This window comes from Sphingomonas sp. MMS24-J45 (assembly GCF_044881195.1).
Classification (GTDB): Bacteria; Pseudomonadota; Alphaproteobacteria; order Sphingomonadales; family Sphingomonadaceae; genus Sphingomonas.
This window is the reverse complement of record NZ_CP173255.1, coordinates 1,348,954-1,370,339: the sequence shown is the minus strand read 5'-3', so window position 1 is coordinate 1,370,339 and position 21,386 is coordinate 1,348,954. Positions and strand designations below refer to the sequence as shown.

The following is a 21,386-nucleotide window of genomic DNA, read 5'->3' as shown; positions in this document are numbered from 1 at the left end:
TGGCCACCCCCACCCGCGATCGCGACCGGATCGACCTTACGCCTGCGGGCGTGAGCGCCGATGCGGGCGGCTGTGCCAGCGGATCGACTCTGCGCGAAGCCGCCGAGCTGGCGGGCAAGTCGGAAGTGCTCGCGCGCTATGACGCGGATTATCCCAAGGGCCCGCATGACCAGCCGCAATCGATGTGCCCGGCGTTCGGCTCGCTGCGTGTCGGCCTGCGGATGCGCCGCACCGCGACGATCCTCTCGGGCTCGGCGTGCTGTGTCTATGGCCTCACCTTCACCTCGCATTTCTACGGCGCGAAGCGGACGGTCGGGTACGTACCGTTTTCGTCCGAGACGCTGGTCACCGGCAAATTGTTCGAAGACATTCGCGACGCGGTGCATCAGATCGCCGATCCGGCGCTGTACGACACCGTCATCGTGACGAACCTGTGCGTGCCGACTGCATCGGGCGTGCCGCTGCAATTGCTGCCGAACGAGATCAACGGCGTCCGTATCATTGGCATCGACGTGCCGGGCTTCGGCATCCCGACTCATGCCGAGGCGAAGGATGTCCTTGCCGGGGCAATGCTCAATTATGCGCGCAAGGAGGCAGAGCAAGGCCCCGTCGCCGCACCAAAGGAACGACCGGACCGGCCGACCGTGACTCTCCTTGGCGAGATGTTTCCGGCTGACCCGCCAGGAATCGGGCTGATGCTCGAACCGCTGGGCCTTGCGGCTGGCCCGGTCGTGCCGACGCGCGAATGGCGCGAACTCTATTCCGCGCTCGATTGCGCGGCGGTCGCGGCGATTCATCCTTTCTACACCGCCAGCGTGCGCGAATTCGAAGCGGCCGGGCGTAGCGTCGTCGGATCGGCCCCGGTCGGTGCGGATGGCACGGCGGCGTGGCTTGATGCGATCGGACAGGCGTGCGGCATCGCACAGGACAAGGTCGATGCGGCCAAGAACCGTTTCATCCCGGCAATCCGGGGCGCGCTTGCGGCAAAGCCGATTTCCGGGCGTATCACCGTGTCGGGCTATGAAGGCTCAGAACTGCTGGTCGCGCGCCTGCTGATCGAAAGCGGCGCCGAGGTGCCCTATGTCGGCACCGCCTGCCCGCGCACGGTGTGGTCCGATCCCGATCGCGACTGGCTGGAGGCGCGCGGGGTCCGCGTGCAGTATCGTGCCAGCCTGGAGCAGGACATTGCTGCGGTCGAGGAATTCGGCCCCGATCTCGCAATCGGCACCACGCCCGTCGTCCAGCACGCCAAGCAGAAGGCGATTCCGGCGCTGTATTTCACCAATCTCATCTCGGCGCGCCCGCTGATGGGCCCGGCGGGGGCTGGCAGCCTCGCGATGGTGATCAATGCCGCGCTCGCCAACCAGCACCGTTTCGATCGGATGAAGAGCTTCTTTGAAGGTGTCGGCACCGGCCCGAGCGCCGGCGTGTGGGAAACGACCCCGGTCGATCGCCCCGAGTTCAAGGCGAAATATGCCGCCAAGCGCATCGCGGCGGCCAAGGCCGAGGAGCACATCGGCACATGACCCTCATCCTCGATCACGATCGGGCCGGTGGTTACTGGGGCGCAGTCTATGCGTTCACGGCGATCAAGGGCTTGCAGGTCATCATCGATGGGCCAGTGGGTTGCGAGAACCTGCCAGTCACGTCGGTGTTGCATTATACCGACGGCCTGCCGCCGCACGAATTGCCGATCGTCGTCACGGGTCTGGGCGAGCAGGAGCTCGGCCGCGACGGCACCGAAGGCGCGATGAAGCGCGCCTGGGCGACGCTCGACCCCGATCTGCCCGCGGTCGTCGTGACCGGTTCGATCGCCGAGATGATCGGCGGCGGCGTCACGCCCGAGGGGACCAATATCCAGCGCTTCCTGCCCCGCACGATCGACGAGGATCAGTGGCAATCGGGCGACCGCGCGCTCACCTGGCTATGGACGCAATTCGGGCCGAAAAAGGTGCCCGCGTTGCGCCCGCTGAAAGAAGGCGAGAAGCCAAAGGTCAACATCATCGGGCCGATGTACGGCAGCTTCAACATGCCGTCCGACCTGGCCGAAATCCGCCGCCTGATCGAGGGGATCGGCGCCGAGGTCGGGATGGTCTTCCCGCTCGGCAGTCATCTCGCCGACATACGCAAGCTGGCCGATGCCGCGGTCAATGTTTGCATGTACCGCGAATTCGGGCGCGGGCTGTGCGAGGTGCTGGAGCGCCCGTATCTGCAGGCACCGATCGGGCTGGAAAGCACGACGCTGTTCCTGCGCAAGCTTGGCGAGCTGACCGGGCTCGACCCCGAGCCATTCATCGAGCGCGAAAAGCACACCACGATCAAACCGTTGTGGGATCTGTGGCGTTCGGTCACGCAGGATTTCTTCGGGACGGCGAGCTTCGGGATCGTCGCGACGGACACCTATGCGCGAGGGATTCGCAACTTCCTCGAAAACGACATGGGCCTGCCCTGTCATTTCGCCTTCAGTCGCACCGCCGGGATCAAGCCCGACAATCAGGCGGTGATCGACGCGCTGAAGACCAATCCGCCACTGATCGTGTTCGGCAGCTTCAACGAGCGGATGTACATGGCCGAAACCGGCGCGCGCGGGGTCTATATCCCGGCGAGCTTCCCCGGCGCGGTGATCCGTCGTCATACTGGCACGCCCTTCATGGGCTATGCCGGTGCCACCTATCTGATTCAGGAAGTGTGCAACGCGCTGTTCGACGCGCTTTTCCATATCCTGCCGCTCGCCGGGCAGCTCGACAAGGTCGAGCCGACGCCGGCGCGGATCGAGCGTGAAGTTGCCTGGGACGATGCCGCCAAGGCGGCACTCGATGCCGTGGTCGAGCGTGAGCCGGTGCTGGTGCGCATTTCCGCCGCCAAGCGCATTCGCGATGCCGCCGAACGCGGCGCGCGCCGCGCGGGCGAAAGCCGCGTGACCACCGACCGCCTGGCCGGCGCCATTTCCGAAAGCCGTGGCGGATGACCGCCCGGGCAACCCATCTCCGCGCATCCGCGCGGACAAGCCGATCTTCGTGGTGCTCTGCGCTGCGTAGATGCCGTCGGGGGACGCGTGCCGCGCGCCTTATCTCGTCGGTTCGAACGACACAGAAGGAGCGAGCGAAATGAGTGATGATAGAATGGGACCGGGCACCTACCTGACGCCCGATGAAGCGAAGGAGTTTCACAAACTCTTCGTCGTGAGCATGGGCTTTTTCGTGGCGGTCGCGCTCGTTGCCCACTTCCTCGTTTGGCAGTGGCGTCCGTGGCTCGGCCCGTCGCAGGGCTATTCCACGTCGGCGGCCGCAGCAGCCCCGGCCACCACAGCCGCAAAAAGCTAATAGGAGACAGTATCATGTGGAGAATGTGGGTAACGTTTGACCCCCGTCGGGTCCTCACCGCGCTTGCCGTGTTCTTGTTCACGCTGGCGATCCTGATTCACTTCATCTTGTTGAGCACGAACCGGTACAACTGGCTCGAAGCGCCCAACCCGACTGCGCCCGCTGCTGCGGTAGCGGCTCCAGCTGCGCCCTGACGGGCTCGACTGACAGTCGATGTCGTAACACCAACGACGAGGCGGACGTGACCTGATTGGCGCTTCAGCGCGCCCAGGTCCGTCCAGTCCTCCAAATGTTTCGAAATTTGTCCATCTCGCCGCGGACCGGTGGGGGGAAGGAGCGGGTCCATGGCAATCTTGAGCTTTGAACGGAAATACCGGGTAAGGGGCGGGACGCTCGTGGGCGGCGATCTGTTCGATTTTTGGATCGGTCCCTTCTACGTCGGTTTTTTCGGAGTCACGACCGCCTTCTTCGCGGGGCTGGGCACGGCGCTGATCTTCTACGGCGCATCGCTTGGACCCACGTGGAACCCGTGGCTGATCAGCATCGCGCCGCCGGACATCCGTTACGGCCTTTCGCTCGCCCCGCTCAAAGCTGGCGGCTTGTGGCAGATCATCACGATCTGCGCGGTCGGGGCCTTCTGTTCTTGGGCGCTGCGCGAGGTCGAGATCTGCCGCAAGCTCGGCATGGGCTATCACGTGCCGATTGCCTTCGGTTTCGCGATCTTCGCCTATGTGAGCCTGGTCGTGATCCGGCCGATCCTGCTGGGGGCATGGGGCTTCGGCTTCCCCTACGGCATTTTCAGCCACCTCGATTGGGTGTCGAACACCGGCTACCAATACCTTCACTTCCACTACAATCCGGCGCACATGATCGCCGTCACCTTCTTCTTCACCACGACGCTCGCGCTCGCGCTGCATGGCGGCCTCGTGCTCTCCGCGGTCAATCCGCAGAAGGGCGAAGAGGTGAAATCGCCCGAATATGAAGACGCCTTCTTCCGCGATACGATCGGTTATTCGGTCGGCACGCTCGGCATTCACCGTGTCGGCTTGTTCCTCGCGCTATCGGCGGGCTTCTGGAGCGCCATCTGCATCATCATCAGCGGCCCGCTCTGGACGCGCGGCTGGCCTGAATGGTGGAGCTGGTGGCTCAATCTGCCGATCTGGGCTTGAGGGGAGCACGCGACATGGCAAGCTATCAGAACATCTTCAATCAAGTGCAGGTCCGCGGCCCGCTCGAAATGGGCCCGCCGACCAACGACCCCCGCGAGCATCGCACGAACGCGATCGGCTACAGCTACTGGCTCGGCAAGATCGGCAATGCGCAGATCGGTCCGATTTATCTCGGCTGGCTCGGAACCTTCTCGCTCGTCTTCGGGCTGATCGCGTTCGAGATCATCGGTCTCAACATGCTCGCCTCGGTCAATTGGAGCCCGGTGCAGTTCGTCCGCCAGCTCTTCTGGCTGTCGCTCGAACCGCCGGCACCGAAATACGGTTTCTCGCCGTTCGTGCCACTGGCCGATGGTGGCTGGTTCATCCTGACCGGCATGTTCTTCTCGGCCTCGGTTCTGCTGTGGTGGCTGCGGACGTATCGTCGCGCGATCGCGCTCGGTATGGGGACGCACGTCTCCTGGGCGTTCCTCAGCGCCATCTGGCTGATGGCGGTGCTTGGTTTCATTCGCCCGATGCTGATGGGCAGCTGGTCGGAAGCAGTGCCGTACGGCATCTTCCCGCATCTCGATTGGACCGCAGCCTTCTCGATCCGCTACGGCAACCTGTTCTACAATCCGTTCCACGCGCTTTCGATCGCGTTCCTGTACGGTTCGACCTTGCTTTTTGCGATGCACGGCGCGACCATTTTGGCGGTTGGCCGTTACGGTGGCGAGCGTGAGATCGAGCAGATTACCGATCGCGGGACGGCGTCCGAACGGGCCGCCTTGTTCTGGCGTTGGACGATGGGGTTCAACGCGACGATGGAATCGATCCATCGCTGGGCCTGGTGGTTCGCCGTGCTGACGACGCTCACGGGCGGCCTCGGCATCCTGCTGACGGGCACCGTCGTCGACAATTGGTATCTGTGGGCGCAGCAGCACGGCTATGCGCCGTCCTACCCCAGCACCGGCGTCGTCGATCCAGCAACCTTGCCGGGAGCACCGAAATGATCCGCGTCGCAACCATCACGCACGGCCTCGTCGCAGGCGGCCTCGTCCTCGCGCTCGCAGGGTGCGAATTCGGGCCCAAGCATATCGAACAGACCGGCTATCGCGGCACAGGTCAGGATCAGATCACCGCCAAGAAGCGGCTGGTCCCGCAACCTGTACCGACGCCACCCTACGCCCTGCCCGCCGATGGTGGACCGACCGCGGCGCAGACCTATCAGAATGTGAAGGTCGCAGGCGCGCTGAGCGCCGAGCGGTTCAATCATCTGATGGCGTCGATGAACGAATGGGTCGCGCCCAAGACGGGCGACCCGAACAAGGTCGGCTGCAATTACTGCCACAACCCGGAAAACATGGCTTCGGACGAGAAATATACCAAGGTCGTCGCGCGCCGGATGTTGCAGATGACGCTCAACATCAACACCAATTGGTCGAGCCACGTGAAGGGCACGGGCGTCACCTGCTACACTTGCCACCGCGGCTATGCGGTGCCGCGCAACGTGTGGGCACGGGCCGATGCGCCGGGCAAATCTACGCGGCTGATGGGCAACAAGCATGGGCAGAATACGCCAGCCGCGCAGGTTGGTTATGCCTCGCTGCCCTATGATCCGTTCTCGCGCTATCTGGGCGAGAACAACAACATCCGCGTGCAGGGTAAGACCCCGCTGCGGACCGCGCCAAAGGGCGCCTCGATCGCGCGGACCGAGCATACTTATGCACTGATGACCCACATGTCGTCGGCCCTGAACGTCAATTGCACCTACTGCCACAATAGCGCGCTCTGGAGCAGCTGGTCGCAAAGCCGGCCGCAGCGTGTGCAGGCGTGGTACGGCATCCGCATGGTCCGTAACGTCAACGAGGCGTATATTTCTTCGCTGACCTCGGTCTTCCCGGCGAACCGCAAGGGGCCGCATGGCGATGTGTACAAGGTCAATTGCACGACCTGCCACCAGGGGTTGAACAAGCCGCTGGGCGGGGTCAGCATGTTGCCCGACTATCCGTACCTGCGGAATGCGAAGGTGGTGCCGGCGGTTAATCCGGTGACCGAGGCCCCCGAGCCGCAGGCCGCCGCGACCACCACGGCTGCAGTTGCACCGGCCGCCGGAGCATCCGGCGGGAACTGAGCCGAGCGGGATCCGGGCAACCGGTCAGGCCGTCGAGGAACGATGAAGCTGTTCGAGATCATCGTCATCCTCCACGTCCTGGCCGGAGCTACCGGACTGATCTCCTTCTGGATTCCGATCGCCGCTCGAAAGGGCGGCGTTTCGCATCGTAAATGGGGGCGTGTTGCCAGCCTCGCCTTCATGGCGGCGGGGACGCTGGCCACCGCCATGGCGCTGCTCTCGCTATACGGGCCCGAACAGCGTCTGCCGATGATCAAGGATCGCGTGCTGTTCCGCGGTCTGTTCGGCTGGATGATGCTCTATCTCGGGCTGTTGACGATCAGCTTCGCCGATTACGGTCTGTCGGTGGTTAGGCATCGTGCGGACCGGGCCGGGTTGCGAACGGCGCGGCACCAGGCCCTGTTCGCCGCGGTGATCCTGTCGGCGCTCAATTGCGGCCTCTATGGCCTGACGACCGGCGAGCCTTTGATGGCCTTGGTCGCGGCGATCGGGCTGATCGCGGTCGCCACCCAACTCTTCTACATCTGGCGGCCCAGCGTGGCGCGTGGCGCGCACGTGCCCGAACATTTCCGCTCGCTGCTCGGCATGGGCATTTCAGCCTACACTGCGTTTTTGTCGGTCGGGCTGATCCGGCTGGTGCCTGACCATGTGTTCAATCCGGTGATCTGGGCGATCCCTAGCACGGTTGGCGTCGGACTGATCGTGGTCTTCACGCTGAAAGCGCGAAAGGCGAGCGGCGCGAGACGCCCGGCATAGTCGACCGATTGTGGCGCGGGTCGGTAGCGACATTCCCCCCGCGAAGCACCCTTTGTTACCGCGTCAAACGGTCGCTGCAGCTTGCCTGCGCCGCTTCACCGTTCGTTACGGGTTTGGTCTACACGCTTGCCGAATGTGCGTAGCGGGTGTCTCGACTGCGCTCGACACGAACGGGCGGGGGAGATCCGATCTGCAGCTTCCCCCGCTCGTCCAATGATCCCGCCCTGACGACTTGTGTCGGGGCTATGCGAGGCCGCCGGTCAGGCGGCCATCGCGCGGCGGGCAAGGGCGCATTGCGACCAGATTTCCGACAGCGCCGTCACCAGCCGATCGACATCGCCGTCGCTATGCACCGGCGAGGGCGTGATGCGTAGCCGCTCGGTGCCCATCGGCACGGTCGGGTAATTGATCGGCTGGACGTAAATGCCGTGGTGTTCGAGCAGCCAGTCGCTGATCATTTTGCACTTGTGCGCATCGCCCACCATGATCGGGATGATGTGGCTGGGATTGTCGAGCGTCGGGATGCCCATCATGTCGAGCCGACGGCGCACATGCGCAACGCGCTCGCGATGTGCCTCGCGCTCGGCTTCGCTTTGCTTCAAGTGGCGGATGCTGGCGCAGGCGCCGGCGGCGATCGCGGGGGGCAGCGCGGTTGAGAAGATGAAGCCGCTCGCGAAGCTGCGCACGAAATCGCACAGCGCGGCCGAGGCGGCGATATAGCCGCCCATCACGCCGAACGCCTTGCCCAGCGTTCCCTCGATCACGTCGATCCGGTCCATCAGGCCTTCGCGTTCGGCCACACCGCCGCCGCGCGGGCCGTAGAGGCCGACGCCGTGGACCTCGTCGATATAGGACAGCGCGCCATGCTTTTCGCACACGTCGAGAATTTCGGCGATCGGCGCGATGTCGCCGTCCATCGAATAGACGCTTTCGAACGCGACCAGCTTCGGGCGGCCGGGCTCGATCGTAGCGAGCAGCCGGTCGAGATCCTCGGGGTCGTTATGCTTGAAGCGCAGGCATTGCGCGCGGCTGTGGCGAATGCCCTCGATCATCGAGGCGTGGTTGAGCGCGTCCGACAGCACGACGCAGTTCGGCAGGCGCGACGCGAGCGTGCCAAGCGCCGCCCAGTTCGAGACATAGCCGCTGGTGAACAGCAGCGCCGCTTCCTTGCCGTGCAGATCGGCGAGTTCCGCCTCCAACTGCACATGCTGATGCGTCGTGCCCGAAATGTTGCGCGTGCCGCCCGCGCCGGCACCGCAGGAATCGAGCGTTTCGTGCATCGCGGCGAGCACCTTGGGATGCTGCCCCATGCCGAGATAATCGTTCGAGCACCACACCGTCACATCGTTGATGGCGCCGTCGACATGATGGCGCGCGCGGGGGAAGGCACCGGCGCGGCGCTCCAGTTCGGCGAAAATCCGGTAGCGACCGTCATCCTTGAGCGTCGTGAGCTCCGTCTGAAAAAACGACTGATAGTCCATACCCAAACCCTCCCCGAAATTCATTTTAGGCGACCGGATTAACCGGCGGCACTTCCGTCTTTTTTACCGATGCCCATGACCACATCTTGGCATCGCGTAGCGGCAACACAAGGAACAAATGCTCGACCACACCGAGGGCGGCGAGCCCCGCCAGCAGCGTCGCCGTCGCGGCACCGCCGCTGCCCACTGGGGCGGCTTCGGCGACCAGCCACGACCAGATCGTGATCGCCACCCAGCCCGCGACCGCGAAGGGAAACAGCGGGTTCATCCAGCGCACGCGGAAATAGCTTTTGAGATAGGCGAGATGCTCCGGGAACACCTCGTCGCTGAGATTGGGCACGCCGAGATACAGGTTGAACTTGGCGCTCAACCGCAAGCCGAACAGCAGCAGGAAGGTGAGCGGTGCCGCCTGGTTCGGCTGCCCCCAGCACAATGCGAAAAGCAACAGCGCGTTGAGCGCGATCGACACTTCGTGATGGATCACCGTGTTGGTGGCGAGCTTCAGCCGCGTCCAGCCAGTCGCCTCGGGCGGGCAGGGGGCCTTGTTCGGCCCGGCGACGAAGCCCATCAGGAACCCCATCTCGTGCCAGCCCCACATCACGATCGCCGCGCCGAAACCGATATAGGATCCCGCCCAGCTCGCATCGCTTGCACTCCACCAGGCCGCGCCAAGTGCCACGAGCGCCGCCACCCCGGCCAGCCGGAAGCTGGTGGCGAAGGTACGGCGCGGGCGACTGTCGAGCCAGACGACCGCAGCCGTCCCGACGAACCACATCACCAGGGCAAAGAGGAGCGGCGGAACGGTCACCAGACCGGGGCCAGCCGGACATCCGCTGGGAGCGCGTTGGTGACCACCGGCTGGAAGTAAAGCCGTGCGAAATTGACGCCGGCGACGGCGATAAGACCGATCTTCTTCAGGCCGCCGATCACCCCGCCCTGTGCCTTTGCCGCATCGATCGCGAGCGCGGTCTTGCGCATCCGTTCCAGCCCGGCGCGGAACCCCGGGCTGTCCGTGTCGAGCGTCATCGGGAACACCTGCTTGGTGATCTCCGAACAGACGCGGAAGACCTGGAAGTCATAATCCTTGGGATCGATCCCCAGCGCCTTGTGGAATTGCGGGCGGTTGTGATCGCGCACGTACATCGTGGCGTAGACCGCGACGAGGAAGAAGCGCACCCACAGTTTGTTGTGTCCGCTCAGCAGCTTGGGGTCGTTGCGCATCAATAGCGCGAACGCCTCGCCGTGCCGGAACTCGTCGTTGCACCACTCCTCGAACCAATTGAAGATCGGGTGGAAGCGCAGCTCGGGATGGCGCGCGAGGTGCCGGTAGATCGTGATGTAGCGCGCATATCCGATCTTTTCCGACAGATACGTCGCGTAGAAGATGAATTTCGGCCGGAAATAGGTGTACTTCTTGGTCTTGGTGAGGAAGCCAAGATCGACGCCGATATCGGCATCTTTCAGCGTATCGTTGATGAAGCCGGCGTGGCGGCTTTCGTCGCGGCTCATCAGGCGGAAGAGCTGCTTGATGTCGGGATTCTTCGCGCGCCGCTGGATTTCGGCATAGAGGATGCAGCCGGAGAATTCGGCGGTCAGCGAGCTCACCAGAAAATCGATGAATTCCTCGCGAAGGCCGTCGGGCAGACTCTCGATCACGCCGTCGAACTGGTTGGTGCGTTTGAAGTGCAGCTTGTTGGGATCGGCCACCATTTCCGCGATCAACTTGTCCCATTCGGCGCGCACTGGCGTCACGTCGATCCGGTCCATCGCGTCGAAATCGGTGGTGTAGAAGCGCGGCGACAGCACAGTGTTTTCGCGCGCGATCGCCATCACATCGGGCGCGGCTGTGATCTTCGTGACGGCGTTCATGCTGTCCTCCGCGGCGTAAAGCTCACTTCGTAGAGTTCGGTCATTTCGAAATGACCGGCAAATTTGGTCCACAGCCGCTCGATCGCGGTGGCGCGTTCGACGGTTGCGGTGCGGTTGAAAACCGCGCTTTCGCCGAAGCCGACGACGATCGGGTCGCCATGCACGCGCACCTTGTCGCCGGGGTAGATAGGCACATCGTCGGCGAGCTTCACATGTGCGTGAAAATGCTCGTCGCTATGCTCCACCTCGATCCGGCAGGGCGTGTCGAAACGGGTGCGGGCAAGCGTTGGCATCAGCTGCGTCCTCCATTGGGGGCAGAAGCCGCGATCGGCGCGACGGGTTTGGCTTCCGGCCGCGTCAGCAGATCGACGAAGGTCGCGCGATTGGTCGATCCGAAGGCGTTGAGCTCAATCGAGCGGCCGGTGACGGTGTCGGTCAGCGACAATTGCCGGTCGGACCACAAGGTCAGTGCGAAGGGTGCCTCTGCCCCGACGCCGTGCATCCGCCGCTCGCGCGCCAGCCCGCGCATCACGCCGCGGATGAAGCCGCTGTTGCTGCCGCGTTCAAGTAGGAGCGCGGTCTGCCCGGTGCCGACGTCCTGGATCTCGACCGAACCATCGGGACGATCGCTGAAGCGCAGCGTGCGCGTCTTGACCACTTGGGCATGGTCGGCGGCGCGAACCAGGGCGGGCGATGCCGCCGGTGGGATCTGCGCGATCCGCGCGATGCTGGTCGCGGCGACCGCCGTCGCGACCAGGGCAGCGGCCATGATCAGCGCGCCGCGCGGGACTTCGACATGGTCGCTGTGCGTTGTGTTCATGCTGCTTCCGCCTGTTCGGGTTGGGCGTTGAGACGCGTCGCGGATTCGATCGGGATCACCCGCCCATCGGTCTGGATCGACAGGCAGGCCCGGGCGAGCATCGTGGCGACCTTTTCGCTGTCAGGCACGGCGCGCAGCATGGGCTGCGGGTCGCTGACATGCCAGGGGCGGGCGTGCGGCCACAGCGCGACATAGCCGAGCCGCTGCTGGCTGCTCAGCTTGATCGCGAGATCGGCGGTCCCGGCCATGCGCGGGCGCAGGTCGACGTTGGAGATGATGCGCAGCGGCAGGTTGATGCACTTTGGCAGTGCCATCCCTATGCGCAGCACGACGCGCCGGTCGGTCAGCGTGTAGATCGTCGACCGCGCCGTCCCCCAGGCGAGCAGGTGGAGCAGGGCAATGCCGATGCCGCCGCCGATCAGGGTAATCGCCACGCCCGACAGATCGGCCGGGCCGGTGACGCCGTGCCACGCCGCATTGCCGATCGCGAAGGCGGTCAACGCCGCAAAATAGCCGGTCACCAGCCGCGTGTGGAAAGCGGTGCGCGCCAGCACCCGCCAATTGGGCGATCCCTGCCAGAGGATGGTTTCGCCCTTCGGGAGCAGACCCGGCAGACCCGGGATCGGCTCCGATTCATATTCCGTCCTCATATCAGCGGCTCCGACCGAGCGGCGGTGGCGTAGAGATAGCCGCCGCCGAAATAGCCCTGGACGCGCTCTTCCTCGTACAGGGTGATGACGCCATTGCCCTCGATCGCGGGCGCATCGGCGAATTGCGCGGCGGTTACGGCATCGACCGTGATCGTCCGGCGCGAGCGGGCGACGCTCGCCATCGTCATCGGGGCGAGCACGTGACGGCCACCGGCGGCGAGTTCGACCTCGAGATAGCGGATCAGGCGATCGGCCTTGTCGATCCACACTTCGCTGACGGTACCGGCCGTCTTGCCGTCGCAGCCCAGCACGGTGAAGCCGCGCGGGTCGGCATCCTGGCGCGCGATGAAGAAGCCGTCGGCGCTGCTGATCGGTACGATGCGGGCATGGCCTTCCCAATCGAGATCGGGGCGCTTGGCGCGTTCGGTCCAGGCGGCCGGACCGACGCCGTCGATCAGCGGATTGCCGGTCGGCTCGATCGGTGCGCCCGGGAACCAGTCGGACTTGCGGGCACCCGGAACCTCGACCGGCTCGCGGCCCTTGGTCGGCGCGCTGACCGTGCCGTGGCCGAAGGGCAGCTTGAAGAATTTGGTGGGGGCGGTGGACAGCAACCCGCCTTCGCTGTCGATCCGTCCGGTCAGTTCATGTTCGAGCGGATAGCCCTCGCGCCGATCCTCGCGGCGCAGATAGAAGACCAGCCCGACGAAGAAGAGGAAGAACGCGTTCAGCACGACTAAAGCGACGTCGATCCCGTGGGTCAGTTGCAGGTTCATGAGACTATCCTTCGCAATCCATCAAATGGGAAATTCGGTGAGGCCGAAACGCAGCGCGGTCTTACGTTCGCGAACGCGAACCAGCGGCCCGAGCGCCACCAGTGTCGCCAACAACAACACGATCTCCATGCAGTACACAAAGGCATAGCCTGTGGTCGGGACGGCGAGCGTCGTCCCCAGGTCATGCGCCACCGCCGCGGCCGAGATCAGGTCGCGTGCAAAGGCTCCGATCGCGATCGCGATGCCCCCGCAGGTTGCTTGCACCGCACCCCAGGCGCCAAGCGCCAGGCCGGTGCGGCCTTCGTCCGAAATGCCCATCGCAGCGGTTAGCGTGCCGACCGAGAACAGCCCGCCGCCAAAGCCGATGATGATCGCCCCCACCGCCAGCAGCGGGGCCGATCCCAGTGGTCCGGCGAACAGCACGCACAGGAACGCACCGATTCCGGCGGTCGCGCCGAAGCCCGCCAGCCGATTGGGCTCGCCGCCATTGCCGAGCGCGCGCGCGGCAAGACCGAAGCCGCTCAACATCCCCATCGCCCACAAGGCCGTGAGCGTGGTGGTCGCGCCGACCGAGAGGCCGAGGATCTGTCCGCCATAGGGTTCGAGCAATACGTCCTGCATACTGAATGCGGCAGAGCCGAGCCCGACCGCTACGAGGAGCCGCAGCGTCTTGGGCTGTGCGATAAAGTGTCGCCACGTCTCGTTGAAGGCAGGACGCGCTTCGCGTGGGGTCATCGCGCTGCGATTGCGCGCTTCCTGCTTCCACAAGGCGACGACGTTCAGGATGACCGTCAGGATTGCGACGCTGGAGACGATCTGCACCAGCCGCGTCGCCGAGAAGGGGGCGAGGAGTTGCCCGATCACCAACGCGCTGATCATCATGCCGAGCAGCAGCATGACGTACAGCAGCGCCACAACGCGCGGCCGGTTCTCCTCGGTCGCGAGGTCGGTTGCGAGCGCGAGGCCGGCGGTCTGCGTCGTGTGCATCCCCGCGCCGATGCACAGGAAGCCGAGCGCGGCGGCGATATGGCCGAACACTGGCGAACCCTGGCCACCGCCCGACATGACGAGCAGCGCAAAGGGCAGGATCGCAAAGCCGCCGAACTGCAGCATCGTGCCGAACCAGATATAGGGTACACGCTTCCAGCCGAGCAGCGAGTTGTGGTGATCGGATTTGAACCCGACGAGCGCGCGCAGCGGTGCGAACAGCAGCGGCAGCGACACCATCGCGGCGACGATCGAGGCCGACATGCCAAGCTCGACGATCATCACGCGGTTGAGTGTGCCGGTCAGCAACACGGCGGCCATACCGACGGACACCTGAAACAGCGAGAGCCGCAGCAGGCGGCTAAGGGGAAGCTCTTTGGTCGCGACGTCCGCGAAGGGCAGGAATGCGGTGCCGAGGCGGTTCCAGAACGCACCGCTCTTCAGCGCTTCGACCGGTGCCGGTGCCACAACCGCGCGTACGGGCTTTGCCGGGCGCGCGAGCGAGGCCTTGAGCGCAGCCAGATACGGGTCACGGTCGGCAGCGGCGGTCACGCGGTCAATACCTCCAGTGCATGGCTGGTGTAGAAGCCGCCCGAGACTTTGCGATCGCGGCCCAATTGCGCGGTCGGCATGGCGTTGCGGATCAGCGTGCGGATCAGCCGCTCACGCACCGGAATGATAGCGGGCGAGCGGTCGCTGCGCGGGAACAGGCGGCCGATCCCCAGCGCCAGCATCAGCAGCGGGGTCTGCGGGGCGAACGTGAAGACCATCGATCCGCTGGTCCGCTCCGACAGGCCGCGCAGCACCGCGACGATGTCGAACGCCTTGTAATGAATGAGCGAATCCATCGCGACGACGTGGTCGAAGCGGCCGAGTGCAGGATCGAGCATGTCGCCGACGCGCCAGTCGATATTGAGGCCCTTCGGTGCGCGGCGGCGCGCGATGTCGACCAGGCTGCCGGCCACATCGATCGCCACGACCTCGGCACCGCGTTCGGCCGCTTCGACCGCCAGCGCGCCGGTGCCGCACCCGGCATCGAGGATGCGCAACCCGCGCAGGTCGGCGGGCAGCCAGGACAGCAGCGTGTTGCGCATTTCGGTACGCCCGGCGCGCACCGTCGCGCGCACCCCGCTGACCGGCGCGTCGGAGGTCAGCTGTTCCCACGCCTTGCTCGCGGTCTTGTCGAAATAGGTTTCGAGATTGCCGCGAAAGCGATCGTAGGTCTGCGTCGCCATCTTATTCGAATCCCAGGAATTCGAAGATGTCGCGGTCCTTCATCGGCTGCGCATCGAGCGGTTCGCACCCGGCCCACAATTGCGCGGCGAGGCGCTTGTATTCCAGGCACGCCGCATCGACCGCGGGCGAGGACGGCATTTCGAACAGGGTGCATTTCTTCAGGCGGCTGCGGCGGATTTCGTCGAGATCGGGGAAGTGCGCGAGCCGTTTCAGGCCGGTCGCATCGTTGAAGCGATCGATCTCGTCGGTTGCGGCCGAGCGGTTGGCGATCACGCCCGCCATGCGGACATCGTAATTCTTGGCCTTCGCCTTGATCGCCGCGACGATGCGATTCATCGCGAAGATGCTGTCGAAATCGTTGGCGGCGACCACCACCGCGCGTTCGGCATGTTGTAGCGGCGCGGCGAAGCCCCCGCACACTACGTCGCCCAGCACGTCGAAGATCACGACGTCGGTTTCCTCCAGCAGATGGTGCTGTTTCAGCAACTTGACCGTCTGCCCGACGACATAGCCGCCACAGCCCGTGCCCGCTGGCGGCCCCCCCGCCTCGACGCACATCACGCCGTTATAGCCCTCGAACATATAATCCTCGGGGCGCAGTTCCTCGCTGTGAAACTCGACCGTTTCGAGCACGTCGATCACGGTCGGCATGAGCTTCTTGGTCAGCGTGAAGGTGCTGTCGTGCTTTGGGTCGCAGCCGATCTGCAGCACGCGCTTGCCCAGCAGCGAGAAAGCGGCGGAGAGATTGGACGAGGTGGTCGATTTGCCGATCCCGCCCTTGCCGTACACCGCGAACACCTTGGCGTTGCCGATCCGGTCATTGGGGTCGAGGCCGACCTGGAGCGATCCTTCGCCGTCGAGGCCGCGGATGGGGGGATCGAGCAGTGCCATGTCGTGTTCCTTTATGCCGCCACCGCAACGACACCCTCGAGGCGATCCTCGAGTTCGTCGCTGGCGGCATGGAGTGCGGCGAGCGTCGCCGCGTCGGGAGTCCAGTATTTGCGTTCGGAGGCTTCGATCAGCCGGTTGGCGACGCGCGCCGCGGCCTTGGGATTGAGTGTGGCGAGCCGTTCGCGCATCTCGGCGTCGAGCACATACGTTTCGCCGATGCGCTGATAGACCCAAGGGTCGACTTCGCCGGTTGTGGCGGACCAGCCCATCGTCGTGGTGACGCTGCCCTCGATCTGGCGCACGCCTTCGTAACCGTGGCGCAGCAGGCCTTCGGTCCAGACGGGATTGAGGATACGGGTGCGCGTTTCGAGTGCGACTTGCTCTTGTAAGCTGCGGACCTTGCCCGCGCCTTGCGTCTGGTCGCCGATATAGACCGGCGCGGCCGTTCCTTTTGCGCGGGTGACGGCGCGGCTGATCCCGCCGAGCGTATCGACATATTGGTCGATGCTGGTGATGCCGAGTTCGACGCTTTCGAGGTTCTGATAGGCGCAATCGACAGTTTTGAGCGCGGCGGCGAGCACGGCGGCCTGACGGACCGGGGCGCCTTTTACGCCATAGGCATAGCCCTTTTGCTTTTCGAAACTGTCGGCCAGTTCGTCCGGATCGGTCCACGCGCCGGTGTCGATCATCAGATTGACGTTGGCGCCGTACGCCCCTTCCGCATTTGAGAAGACGCGCAAGGCGGCGGTTTCGATGTCGCACCCCTGTTCGGCGCTGTGGGACAAAGCGTGGCGACGGATGAAGTTGAGTTCCAGCGGCTCATCGGCTTCGGCTGCAAGCAAGGCGGCCTGCGCCAGCATCCGCGTCTGCAGCGGCAGCAAGTCGCGGAACACGCCCGACAGCGTGACCACGACGTCGATACGCGGGCGACCGAGCTCTTCCAGGCTGACCAGTTCTGCGCCCGCCAAGCGATTATAGCTGTCGAAGCGCGGACGCGCGCCCATCAGCGCCATCGCCTGCGCGATCTGCGCGCCTTCGCTCTTCAGATTGTCGGTGCCCCACAGCACCATCGCCACCGTTTCGGGCAGGTGCCCGGAGTCGGCGAGACTGCGGTCGATCAGCCGTTGCGCCTGCGCGGTACCGTCCTTCATGGCATAGGCCGAAGGAATGCGGAACGGGTCGAAGCCGTGGATGTTGCGCCCGGTCGGCAGGATTTCGGGGCTGCGCAGCAAATCTCCGCCGGTGACGGGATGGATGTAGCGCCCGGCCAGCGCCAGCACGAGGCCGTCGATCTCGCCGTTCGACGAAAGCGCGGTGTTGAGCGCAGCCATATCCTTCAGCAGCGGCGTGTCGAGCTTGAGCGTACCGTCGACCAAAGCGAGGATCGTGTCGTGCGGCAGCTTCTCGCCGCGTGCTTCGGAGGAGGCCGCGATCATGTCGATCCGCTCTACGCGTGTCGCCGCTTCACCCGCGACGTGGAGCCCTTGCGGGATCAACTCGCGCTCGATCTCGTAGAGCTTGGCGGAAAGCGCGGTGACGTCGCTGCCGTCGAGATCGACCGCTTCGGCCTGATCGGCGATCAGCTCGGCCAGGTCGCGCGCTTCGTCGCTCTCCGGGGTGGTCGCGCGCCAACGCTCTACCGATGCCTTTAGCGCGGCGAGGCCTTTGTACACGCCCGAATTGGTGAGCGCCGGGGTGAGATAGGACACCAAAGTTGCGCCCGAGCGCCGTTTTGCGAGCACGCCTTCCGACGGATTGTTGGCGGCGTAGAGATAGATGTTGGGCAGGTCGCCGATCAGCCGGTCGGGCCAGCATTCCGCGCTGAGCCCAGCCTGCTTGCCCGGCATGAATTCCAGGCTGCCGTGCGTGCCGAAATGTAGCACGGCATGCGCGCGGAAATCCTCGCGCAGCCAGCGGTAGAAAGCGGCGAAGGCGTGCGTCGGGGCGAAGCGGCCCTCGAACAGCAAGCGCATCGGATCGCCTTCATAGCCGAGCGCGGGTTGGAGGCCGACGAAGACGTTGCCGAATTGCGCGCCCAGGATTTGCACCGACGTGCCATCCGATTGCAACTTGCCCGGCGCCGGGCCCCAGCTCGCCTCGATTTCCTTCAACCACGTCTCGCGCGCGACGATCGTGTCGGCGCTGACCTTGGCATGGACATTGGCTTCGGTCCCGAAGCGAGCGGCATTGCCGTGCAGGATCGCTTCGCGCAGCGCATCGACCGAGGCCGGGACCTCGACCTGATAGCCTTCGCGCGCCAGCCGTTGCAGCGTGGCGTGGAGCGAGGCGAACACGCTGAGGAACTGCGCCGTACCCGCTGCACCTGCATTGGGGGGAAAATTGAACAGAACGACCGCGACGCGCTTCTCGGCATTCTCGGCACGGCGCAGCGCGATAATCTTGTCGATGCGGGCGGCCAGCATCTCGGCGCGCTCGGTGCAGGTGTGCATCGCGCGGACCGCGCTGGCGGCCGGGAACTGGCACTTGCGGCTGCACCCAGTGCAGGGCGTGTCCGATCCATCCGAACGCCCCCCGAACACCATCGGCACGGTGCCGCCGTCAAGCTCGGGGATCGCGATCATCATTGTCGCTTCGAGCGGGAGCAGGCCCTGGCGATTGGCACCCCAGGCCTGCAGCGTCTGGAATTCGACCGGATGTGCCGCCAGATAGGGCACGTCGAGCTTGGCGAGGATCGCTTCGGCCGCCGCCGTGTCGTTATAGGCTGGGCCGCCGACCATGCTGAACCCGGTCAGGTTCACTACGGCATCGACGACGGGCAGGCCGTCCTTCAGGAACAGCGCCTCGATCGCGGGACGCCCATCGAGCCCACCGGCAAAGGCCGGGATCACGTTCAGCCCACGTGCCTCGATCGCGGCGATCACGCCGTCATAATGGCCTGCGTCCTTGGCCAGCACATAGGAGCGCAGCATCAGCACGCCGACCGTGCCCTTGGCATCGGCGCGGCGCGGCAAGGCGTCGGCGGTGTGGGCGATGCGGCCGGGCAAAGCGGGGTGGTAAACGCCGACTTCCGGGTAATCGCGCGGTGCCTCGGCCTTCATGGTGCCGCGCAGCGCCCGGCGCGGGCCATCGGCATAGCGATCGACCAGGCCGCGCACCATGTCGACGACATTGTCGTCCGATGCGGCGAGCCAATATTGCATCGTCAGGAAATAGGTGCGCACGTCCTGCGCTGCGCCGGGGATGAAGCGCAGCATCTTGGGCAAGCGCCGCAACATCGCCATCTGCTTCGCACCGCCGCTGGCACCGGGCTTGGGGTTGCCGCGCAGCTTCTTCAGCAGCGCCATCATGCCCGTGGCGGGCTTGTCCATGCGGTAGTCGCCCATGCGGGTGAGCTTGACCACGTCGCCCGCCGACATCAGGCCGACCATGGCGTCGCAGTCATTTTGCCGCGCCTGCAATTGCGGCAGCACGGCCTGGATATGATCCTCCAGGAACAGCATCGTTGCGAGCACAATGTCGCCGCGCAGGATGTCGGCACGCGCGGCGTCCAGCGCTTGCGGATTTTCCTCCCAATCGGCGGCGGCGTGGAAGCCGAGCGTCACGCCGGGATTTTCGCGCGCCAGCCGTTCCTGCGCGCGCAGCACTGCGCCCGACAGATGATTGTCGAGCGTCACGATGACGACGCGCACCGCGGGGGCGGCGGGGGTGGCTACGCTAGCGGGCATAATGCGCCTTCGCATCGTACAGCGTGTCGAGCGTGATCGCGGCCAGCCCCTGCTCGGCGGCATAGCGTTCGGTGTTGCGGCGGGCCTTGCCGCGCACGAAGAACGGGATTTTGAGGAGTTCCTTTTCGGCTTCGGCCGACCAGCCTTTTTGATCCGCCCCCGCTTCAGCGGGGAGGGGGACCGTTTTGCTTCTTCAGCAAAATGGTGGAGGGGGCGGGGGCTGGGCGAAACAACTGCGGTTGCTCCCCCTCCACCGTTCGCTGAATGCTCACGGTCCCCCTCCCCGGTTCCCGGGGGAGGATTGGGGATGACCCATGCCCCAAATGGCTTGCGCCTGCCGAATCGCTGAATTCGAAATCGTCGCGGAACATCGTCAGCAGATGCTCCTCCAGCCCCATCACCAGCGGATGGACCCAGGTGTCGAACAGCACGTTGGCGCCTTCGAATCCCATTTGCGGGGAATAGCGCGCCGGGAAATCCTGCACATGCACCGGGGCCGAGATCACCGCGCAGGGAATGCGCAGCCGCTTGGCGATGTGGCGTTCCATCTGCGTGCCGAGCACCAGTTCGGGCTGGAGCTTGGCGATCGCATCCTCGACTTCGAGATAATCGTCGGTGATCAGCGGCTCGAGCCCGTAGAGCTTCGCGGCGTCGCGGATCTCACGGGCGAATTCGCGGTTGTAGCAGCCGAGCCCGACGACTTCGAAGCCGAGTTCGTCGCGTGCGACGCGCGCGGCGGCGACGGCGTGGGTTGCATCGCCGAAGATGAAGACGCGCTTGGCGGTCAGGTACGTCGAATCGACCGAGCGGCTCCACCAGGGAAGGCGCGAATCGTCGAGCGCGGCGGCGGGATCGACGCCGGCGAGCGCCGAGACCTCAGCGATGAAATCGCGCGTCGCGCCGTGGCCGATCGGGATCGTGCGGACGGTCTTTTGTCCGAAGGTCTTCTCCAGCCATCGGCACGCCGTGTCGGCGATTTCGGGATAGAGGCAGATGTTGAAATCGGCGGCACCCAGCCGCGCAAGATCGGCGGGGCTGGCGCCGAGCGGTGCGGTGACGTTGATGTCGATGCCGAGCGTGCCGAGCAGCCGGCTGATCTCGACGATGTCGTCGCGGTGGCGGAAGCCGAGCGCGGTCGGGCCGAGCAGATTGACGCTGGGACGACGACCATCGCGTGGGGCTGCGCTGACGGTCTTGTCTGCCAGCGCCCGGACGAGCTGGTAGAAGGTCTCCGCCGCGCCCCAATTTTCCTTGCGCTGATAGCTCGGCAGTTCGAGCGCCACGACCGGGATCGGCAGTCGCATCGCTTCGGCGAGGCCGGAGGGATCGTCTTGGATCAGTTCGGCGGTGCACGAGGCGCCGACCAACATGGCTTGCGGCTTGTAGCGCGCGAACGCATCGCGCGCGGCGCTCTGGAACAGCTCGGCGGTATCCTTGCCGAGATCGCGCGCCTGGAACGTGGTGTAGGTGACCGGCGGGCGCTTGCCGCGCCGCTCGATCATCGTGAACAGCAGATCGGCATAGGTGTCGCCCTGCGGCGCGTGGAGCACGTAATGCACGCCCTCCATCGCGGTCGCGATCCGCATCGCGCCGACATGGGGTGGTCCCTCATAGGTCCAGACGGTCAGCTGCATC

19 protein-coding genes and 1 pseudogene are annotated in these 21,386 nt (G+C 65.1%); 8 read left to right on the top strand and 12 right to left on the bottom strand.

The genetic code is table 11. The features are described 5' to 3' along the window. Positions 1 to 50 precede the first annotated feature (50 nt). The 8 genes from bchY to AB5I39_RS06900 all read left to right on the top strand — a co-directional run bounded on the left by bchY (position 51) and on the right by AB5I39_RS06900 (position 7,358). The gene (gene bchY, locus AB5I39_RS06935; RefSeq protein ID WP_404374046.1) at positions 51 to 1,526 is read left to right on the top strand and encodes a chlorophyllide a reductase subunit Y; all 1,476 of its coding nucleotides are present in this window, start codon (positions 51 to 53) and stop codon (positions 1,524 to 1,526) included. Beyond that, entirely contained in the window at positions 1,523 to 2,968 is a 1,446-nt protein-coding gene (gene bchZ, locus AB5I39_RS06930) for a chlorophyllide a reductase subunit Z (RefSeq protein ID WP_404372891.1), read from the top strand. Before bchY ends, bchZ begins: the two co-directional genes overlap by 4 nt. A gap of 139 nt (positions 2,969 to 3,107) precedes the next feature. Beyond that, positions 3,108 to 3,323: a light-harvesting antenna LH1, beta subunit gene (gene pufB, locus AB5I39_RS06925; protein ID WP_404372888.1), complete on the top strand. Its 216-nt coding sequence runs from the start codon at positions 3,108 to 3,110 to the stop codon at positions 3,321 to 3,323. A 14-nt stretch (positions 3,324 to 3,337) separates the two neighbouring features. Then, entirely contained in the window at positions 3,338 to 3,517 is a 180-nt protein-coding gene (gene pufA / locus AB5I39_RS06920) for a light-harvesting antenna LH1, alpha subunit (protein ID WP_176497384.1), read from the top strand. A gap of 150 nt (positions 3,518 to 3,667) precedes the next feature. Further along, the gene (pufL, locus tag AB5I39_RS06915) at positions 3,668 to 4,492 is read left to right on the top strand and encodes a photosynthetic reaction center subunit L (protein WP_404372885.1); all 825 of its coding nucleotides are present in this window, start codon (positions 3,668 to 3,670) and stop codon (positions 4,490 to 4,492) included. A gap of 14 nt (positions 4,493 to 4,506) precedes the next feature. Further along, entirely contained in the window at positions 4,507 to 5,481 is a 975-nt protein-coding gene (gene pufM / locus AB5I39_RS06910; protein ID WP_404372882.1) for a photosynthetic reaction center subunit M, read from the top strand. Next, positions 5,478 to 6,602 (top strand): photosynthetic reaction center cytochrome PufC, encoded by a 1,125-nt coding sequence (pufC, locus tag AB5I39_RS06905; protein ID WP_404372879.1) that lies wholly within the window; start codon positions 5,478 to 5,480, stop codon positions 6,600 to 6,602. Before pufM ends, pufC begins: the two co-directional genes overlap by 4 nt. Positions 6,603 to 6,644: 42 nt before the next feature. Continuing rightward, positions 6,645 to 7,358, top strand: a complete 714-nt coding sequence (locus tag AB5I39_RS06900) for a hypothetical protein (RefSeq protein ID WP_404372876.1) — start codon at positions 6,645 to 6,647, stop codon at positions 7,356 to 7,358. A 260-nt stretch (positions 7,359 to 7,618) separates the two neighbouring features. On the opposite strand, the gene hemA is transcribed toward AB5I39_RS06900, so the two are convergent. The 12 genes and pseudogenes from hemA to bchB all read right to left on the bottom strand — a co-directional run bounded on the left by hemA (position 7,619) and on the right by bchB (position 21,385). Next, positions 7,619 to 8,839, bottom strand: coding sequence for a 5-aminolevulinate synthase (hemA, locus tag AB5I39_RS06895; RefSeq protein ID WP_404372874.1), 1,221 nt, complete (start codon positions 8,837 to 8,839; stop codon positions 7,619 to 7,621). A 25-nt stretch (positions 8,840 to 8,864) separates the two neighbouring features. Continuing rightward, a complete protein-coding gene (gene puhE, locus AB5I39_RS06890) occupies positions 8,865 to 9,647 on the bottom strand; it encodes a putative photosynthetic complex assembly protein PuhE (protein WP_404372871.1) in 783 nt (260 codons plus the stop codon). Continuing rightward, on the bottom strand, positions 9,644 to 10,708 hold the full coding sequence (gene acsF / locus AB5I39_RS06885) for a magnesium-protoporphyrin IX monomethyl ester (oxidative) cyclase (RefSeq protein ID WP_404372868.1): 1,065 nt from the start codon (positions 10,706 to 10,708) through the stop codon (positions 9,644 to 9,646). The genes puhE and acsF overlap by 4 nt, the downstream gene beginning before the upstream one ends. Beyond that, the gene (locus AB5I39_RS06880) at positions 10,705 to 11,001 is read right to left on the bottom strand and encodes a hypothetical protein (protein WP_404372865.1); all 297 of its coding nucleotides are present in this window, start codon (positions 10,999 to 11,001) and stop codon (positions 10,705 to 10,707) included. The genes acsF and AB5I39_RS06880 overlap by 4 nt, the downstream gene beginning before the upstream one ends. Then, positions 11,001 to 11,528, bottom strand: coding sequence for a photosynthetic complex assembly protein PuhC (gene puhC / locus AB5I39_RS06875; protein ID WP_404372862.1), 528 nt, complete (start codon positions 11,526 to 11,528; stop codon positions 11,001 to 11,003). Before puhC ends, AB5I39_RS06880 begins: the two co-directional genes overlap by 1 nt. After that, positions 11,525 to 12,178, bottom strand: a complete 654-nt coding sequence (gene puhB, locus AB5I39_RS06870; protein ID WP_404372859.1) for a photosynthetic complex putative assembly protein PuhB — start codon at positions 12,176 to 12,178, stop codon at positions 11,525 to 11,527. The genes puhC and puhB overlap by 4 nt, the downstream gene beginning before the upstream one ends. Then, on the bottom strand, positions 12,175 to 12,951 hold the full coding sequence (puhA, locus tag AB5I39_RS06865) for a photosynthetic reaction center subunit H (protein ID WP_404372856.1): 777 nt from the start codon (positions 12,949 to 12,951) through the stop codon (positions 12,175 to 12,177). The genes puhB and puhA overlap by 4 nt, the downstream gene beginning before the upstream one ends. Positions 12,952 to 12,972: 21 nt before the next feature. Beyond that, positions 12,973 to 14,490, bottom strand: a complete 1,518-nt coding sequence (locus AB5I39_RS06860; protein WP_404372853.1) for a BCD family MFS transporter — start codon at positions 14,488 to 14,490, stop codon at positions 12,973 to 12,975. Next, positions 14,487 to 15,173 carry a magnesium protoporphyrin IX methyltransferase gene (gene bchM, locus AB5I39_RS06855; protein ID WP_404372851.1) on the bottom strand — a complete coding sequence of 229 codons (687 nt, stop codon included), beginning with the start codon at positions 15,171 to 15,173 and terminating at the stop codon, positions 14,487 to 14,489. The genes AB5I39_RS06860 and bchM overlap by 4 nt, the downstream gene beginning before the upstream one ends. Before the next feature lies 1 nt (position 15,174). Continuing rightward, a complete protein-coding gene (bchL, locus tag AB5I39_RS06850) occupies positions 15,175 to 16,065 on the bottom strand; it encodes a ferredoxin:protochlorophyllide reductase (ATP-dependent) iron-sulfur ATP-binding protein (RefSeq protein WP_404372848.1) in 891 nt (296 codons plus the stop codon). A gap of 11 nt (positions 16,066 to 16,076) precedes the next feature. Then, positions 16,077 to 19,751: a magnesium chelatase subunit H gene (locus tag AB5I39_RS06845; protein ID WP_404372845.1), complete on the bottom strand. Its 3,675-nt coding sequence runs from the start codon at positions 19,749 to 19,751 to the stop codon at positions 16,077 to 16,079. Then, positions 19,741 to 21,385 (bottom strand): annotated as a pseudogene (gene bchB, locus AB5I39_RS06840) (ferredoxin:protochlorophyllide reductase (ATP-dependent) subunit B). The gene AB5I39_RS06845 and the pseudogene bchB overlap by 11 nt, the downstream one beginning before the upstream one ends. Position 21,386 lies beyond the last annotated feature (1 nt).

What these genes read in the sequence shown, in the direction of transcription:
- pufA (WP_176497384.1), top strand. Translation starts at nt 3,338, where the DNA reads ATGTGGAGAATGTGGGTAACGTTTGACCCCCGTCGGGTCCTCACCGCG.
- AB5I39_RS06900 (WP_404372876.1), top strand. Translation starts at nt 6,645, where the DNA reads ATGAAGCTGTTCGAGATCATCGTCATCCTCCACGTCCTGGCCGGAGCT.
- puhC (WP_404372862.1), bottom strand. Translation starts at nt 11,528, where the DNA reads ATGAACACAACGCACAGCGACCATGTCGAAGTCCCGCGCGGCGCGCTG.
- pufC (WP_404372879.1), top strand. Translation starts at nt 5,478, where the DNA reads ATGATCCGCGTCGCAACCATCACGCACGGCCTCGTCGCAGGCGGCCTC.
- puhB (WP_404372859.1), bottom strand. Translation starts at nt 12,178, where the DNA reads ATGAGGACGGAATATGAATCGGAGCCGATCCCGGGTCTGCCGGGTCTG.
- AB5I39_RS06845 (WP_404372845.1), bottom strand. Translation starts at nt 19,751, where the DNA reads ATGCCCGCTAGCGTAGCCACCCCCGCCGCCCCCGCGGTGCGCGTCGTC.
- bchL (WP_404372848.1), bottom strand. Translation starts at nt 16,065, where the DNA reads ATGGCACTGCTCGATCCCCCCATCCGCGGCCTCGACGGCGAAGGATCG.
- pufL (WP_404372885.1), top strand. Translation starts at nt 3,668, where the DNA reads ATGGCAATCTTGAGCTTTGAACGGAAATACCGGGTAAGGGGCGGGACG.
- acsF (WP_404372868.1), bottom strand. Translation starts at nt 10,708, where the DNA reads ATGAACGCCGTCACGAAGATCACAGCCGCGCCCGATGTGATGGCGATC.
- pufM (WP_404372882.1), top strand. Translation starts at nt 4,507, where the DNA reads ATGGCAAGCTATCAGAACATCTTCAATCAAGTGCAGGTCCGCGGCCCG.
- bchM (WP_404372851.1), bottom strand. Translation starts at nt 15,173, where the DNA reads ATGGCGACGCAGACCTACGATCGCTTTCGCGGCAATCTCGAAACCTAT.
- puhA (WP_404372856.1), bottom strand. Translation starts at nt 12,951, where the DNA reads ATGAACCTGCAACTGACCCACGGGATCGACGTCGCTTTAGTCGTGCTG.
- bchZ (WP_404372891.1), top strand. Translation starts at nt 1,523, where the DNA reads ATGACCCTCATCCTCGATCACGATCGGGCCGGTGGTTACTGGGGCGCA.
- AB5I39_RS06880 (WP_404372865.1), bottom strand. Translation starts at nt 11,001, where the DNA reads ATGCCAACGCTTGCCCGCACCCGTTTCGACACGCCCTGCCGGATCGAG.
- pufB (WP_404372888.1), top strand. Translation starts at nt 3,108, where the DNA reads ATGAGTGATGATAGAATGGGACCGGGCACCTACCTGACGCCCGATGAA.
- hemA (WP_404372874.1), bottom strand. Translation starts at nt 8,839, where the DNA reads ATGGACTATCAGTCGTTTTTTCAGACGGAGCTCACGACGCTCAAGGAT.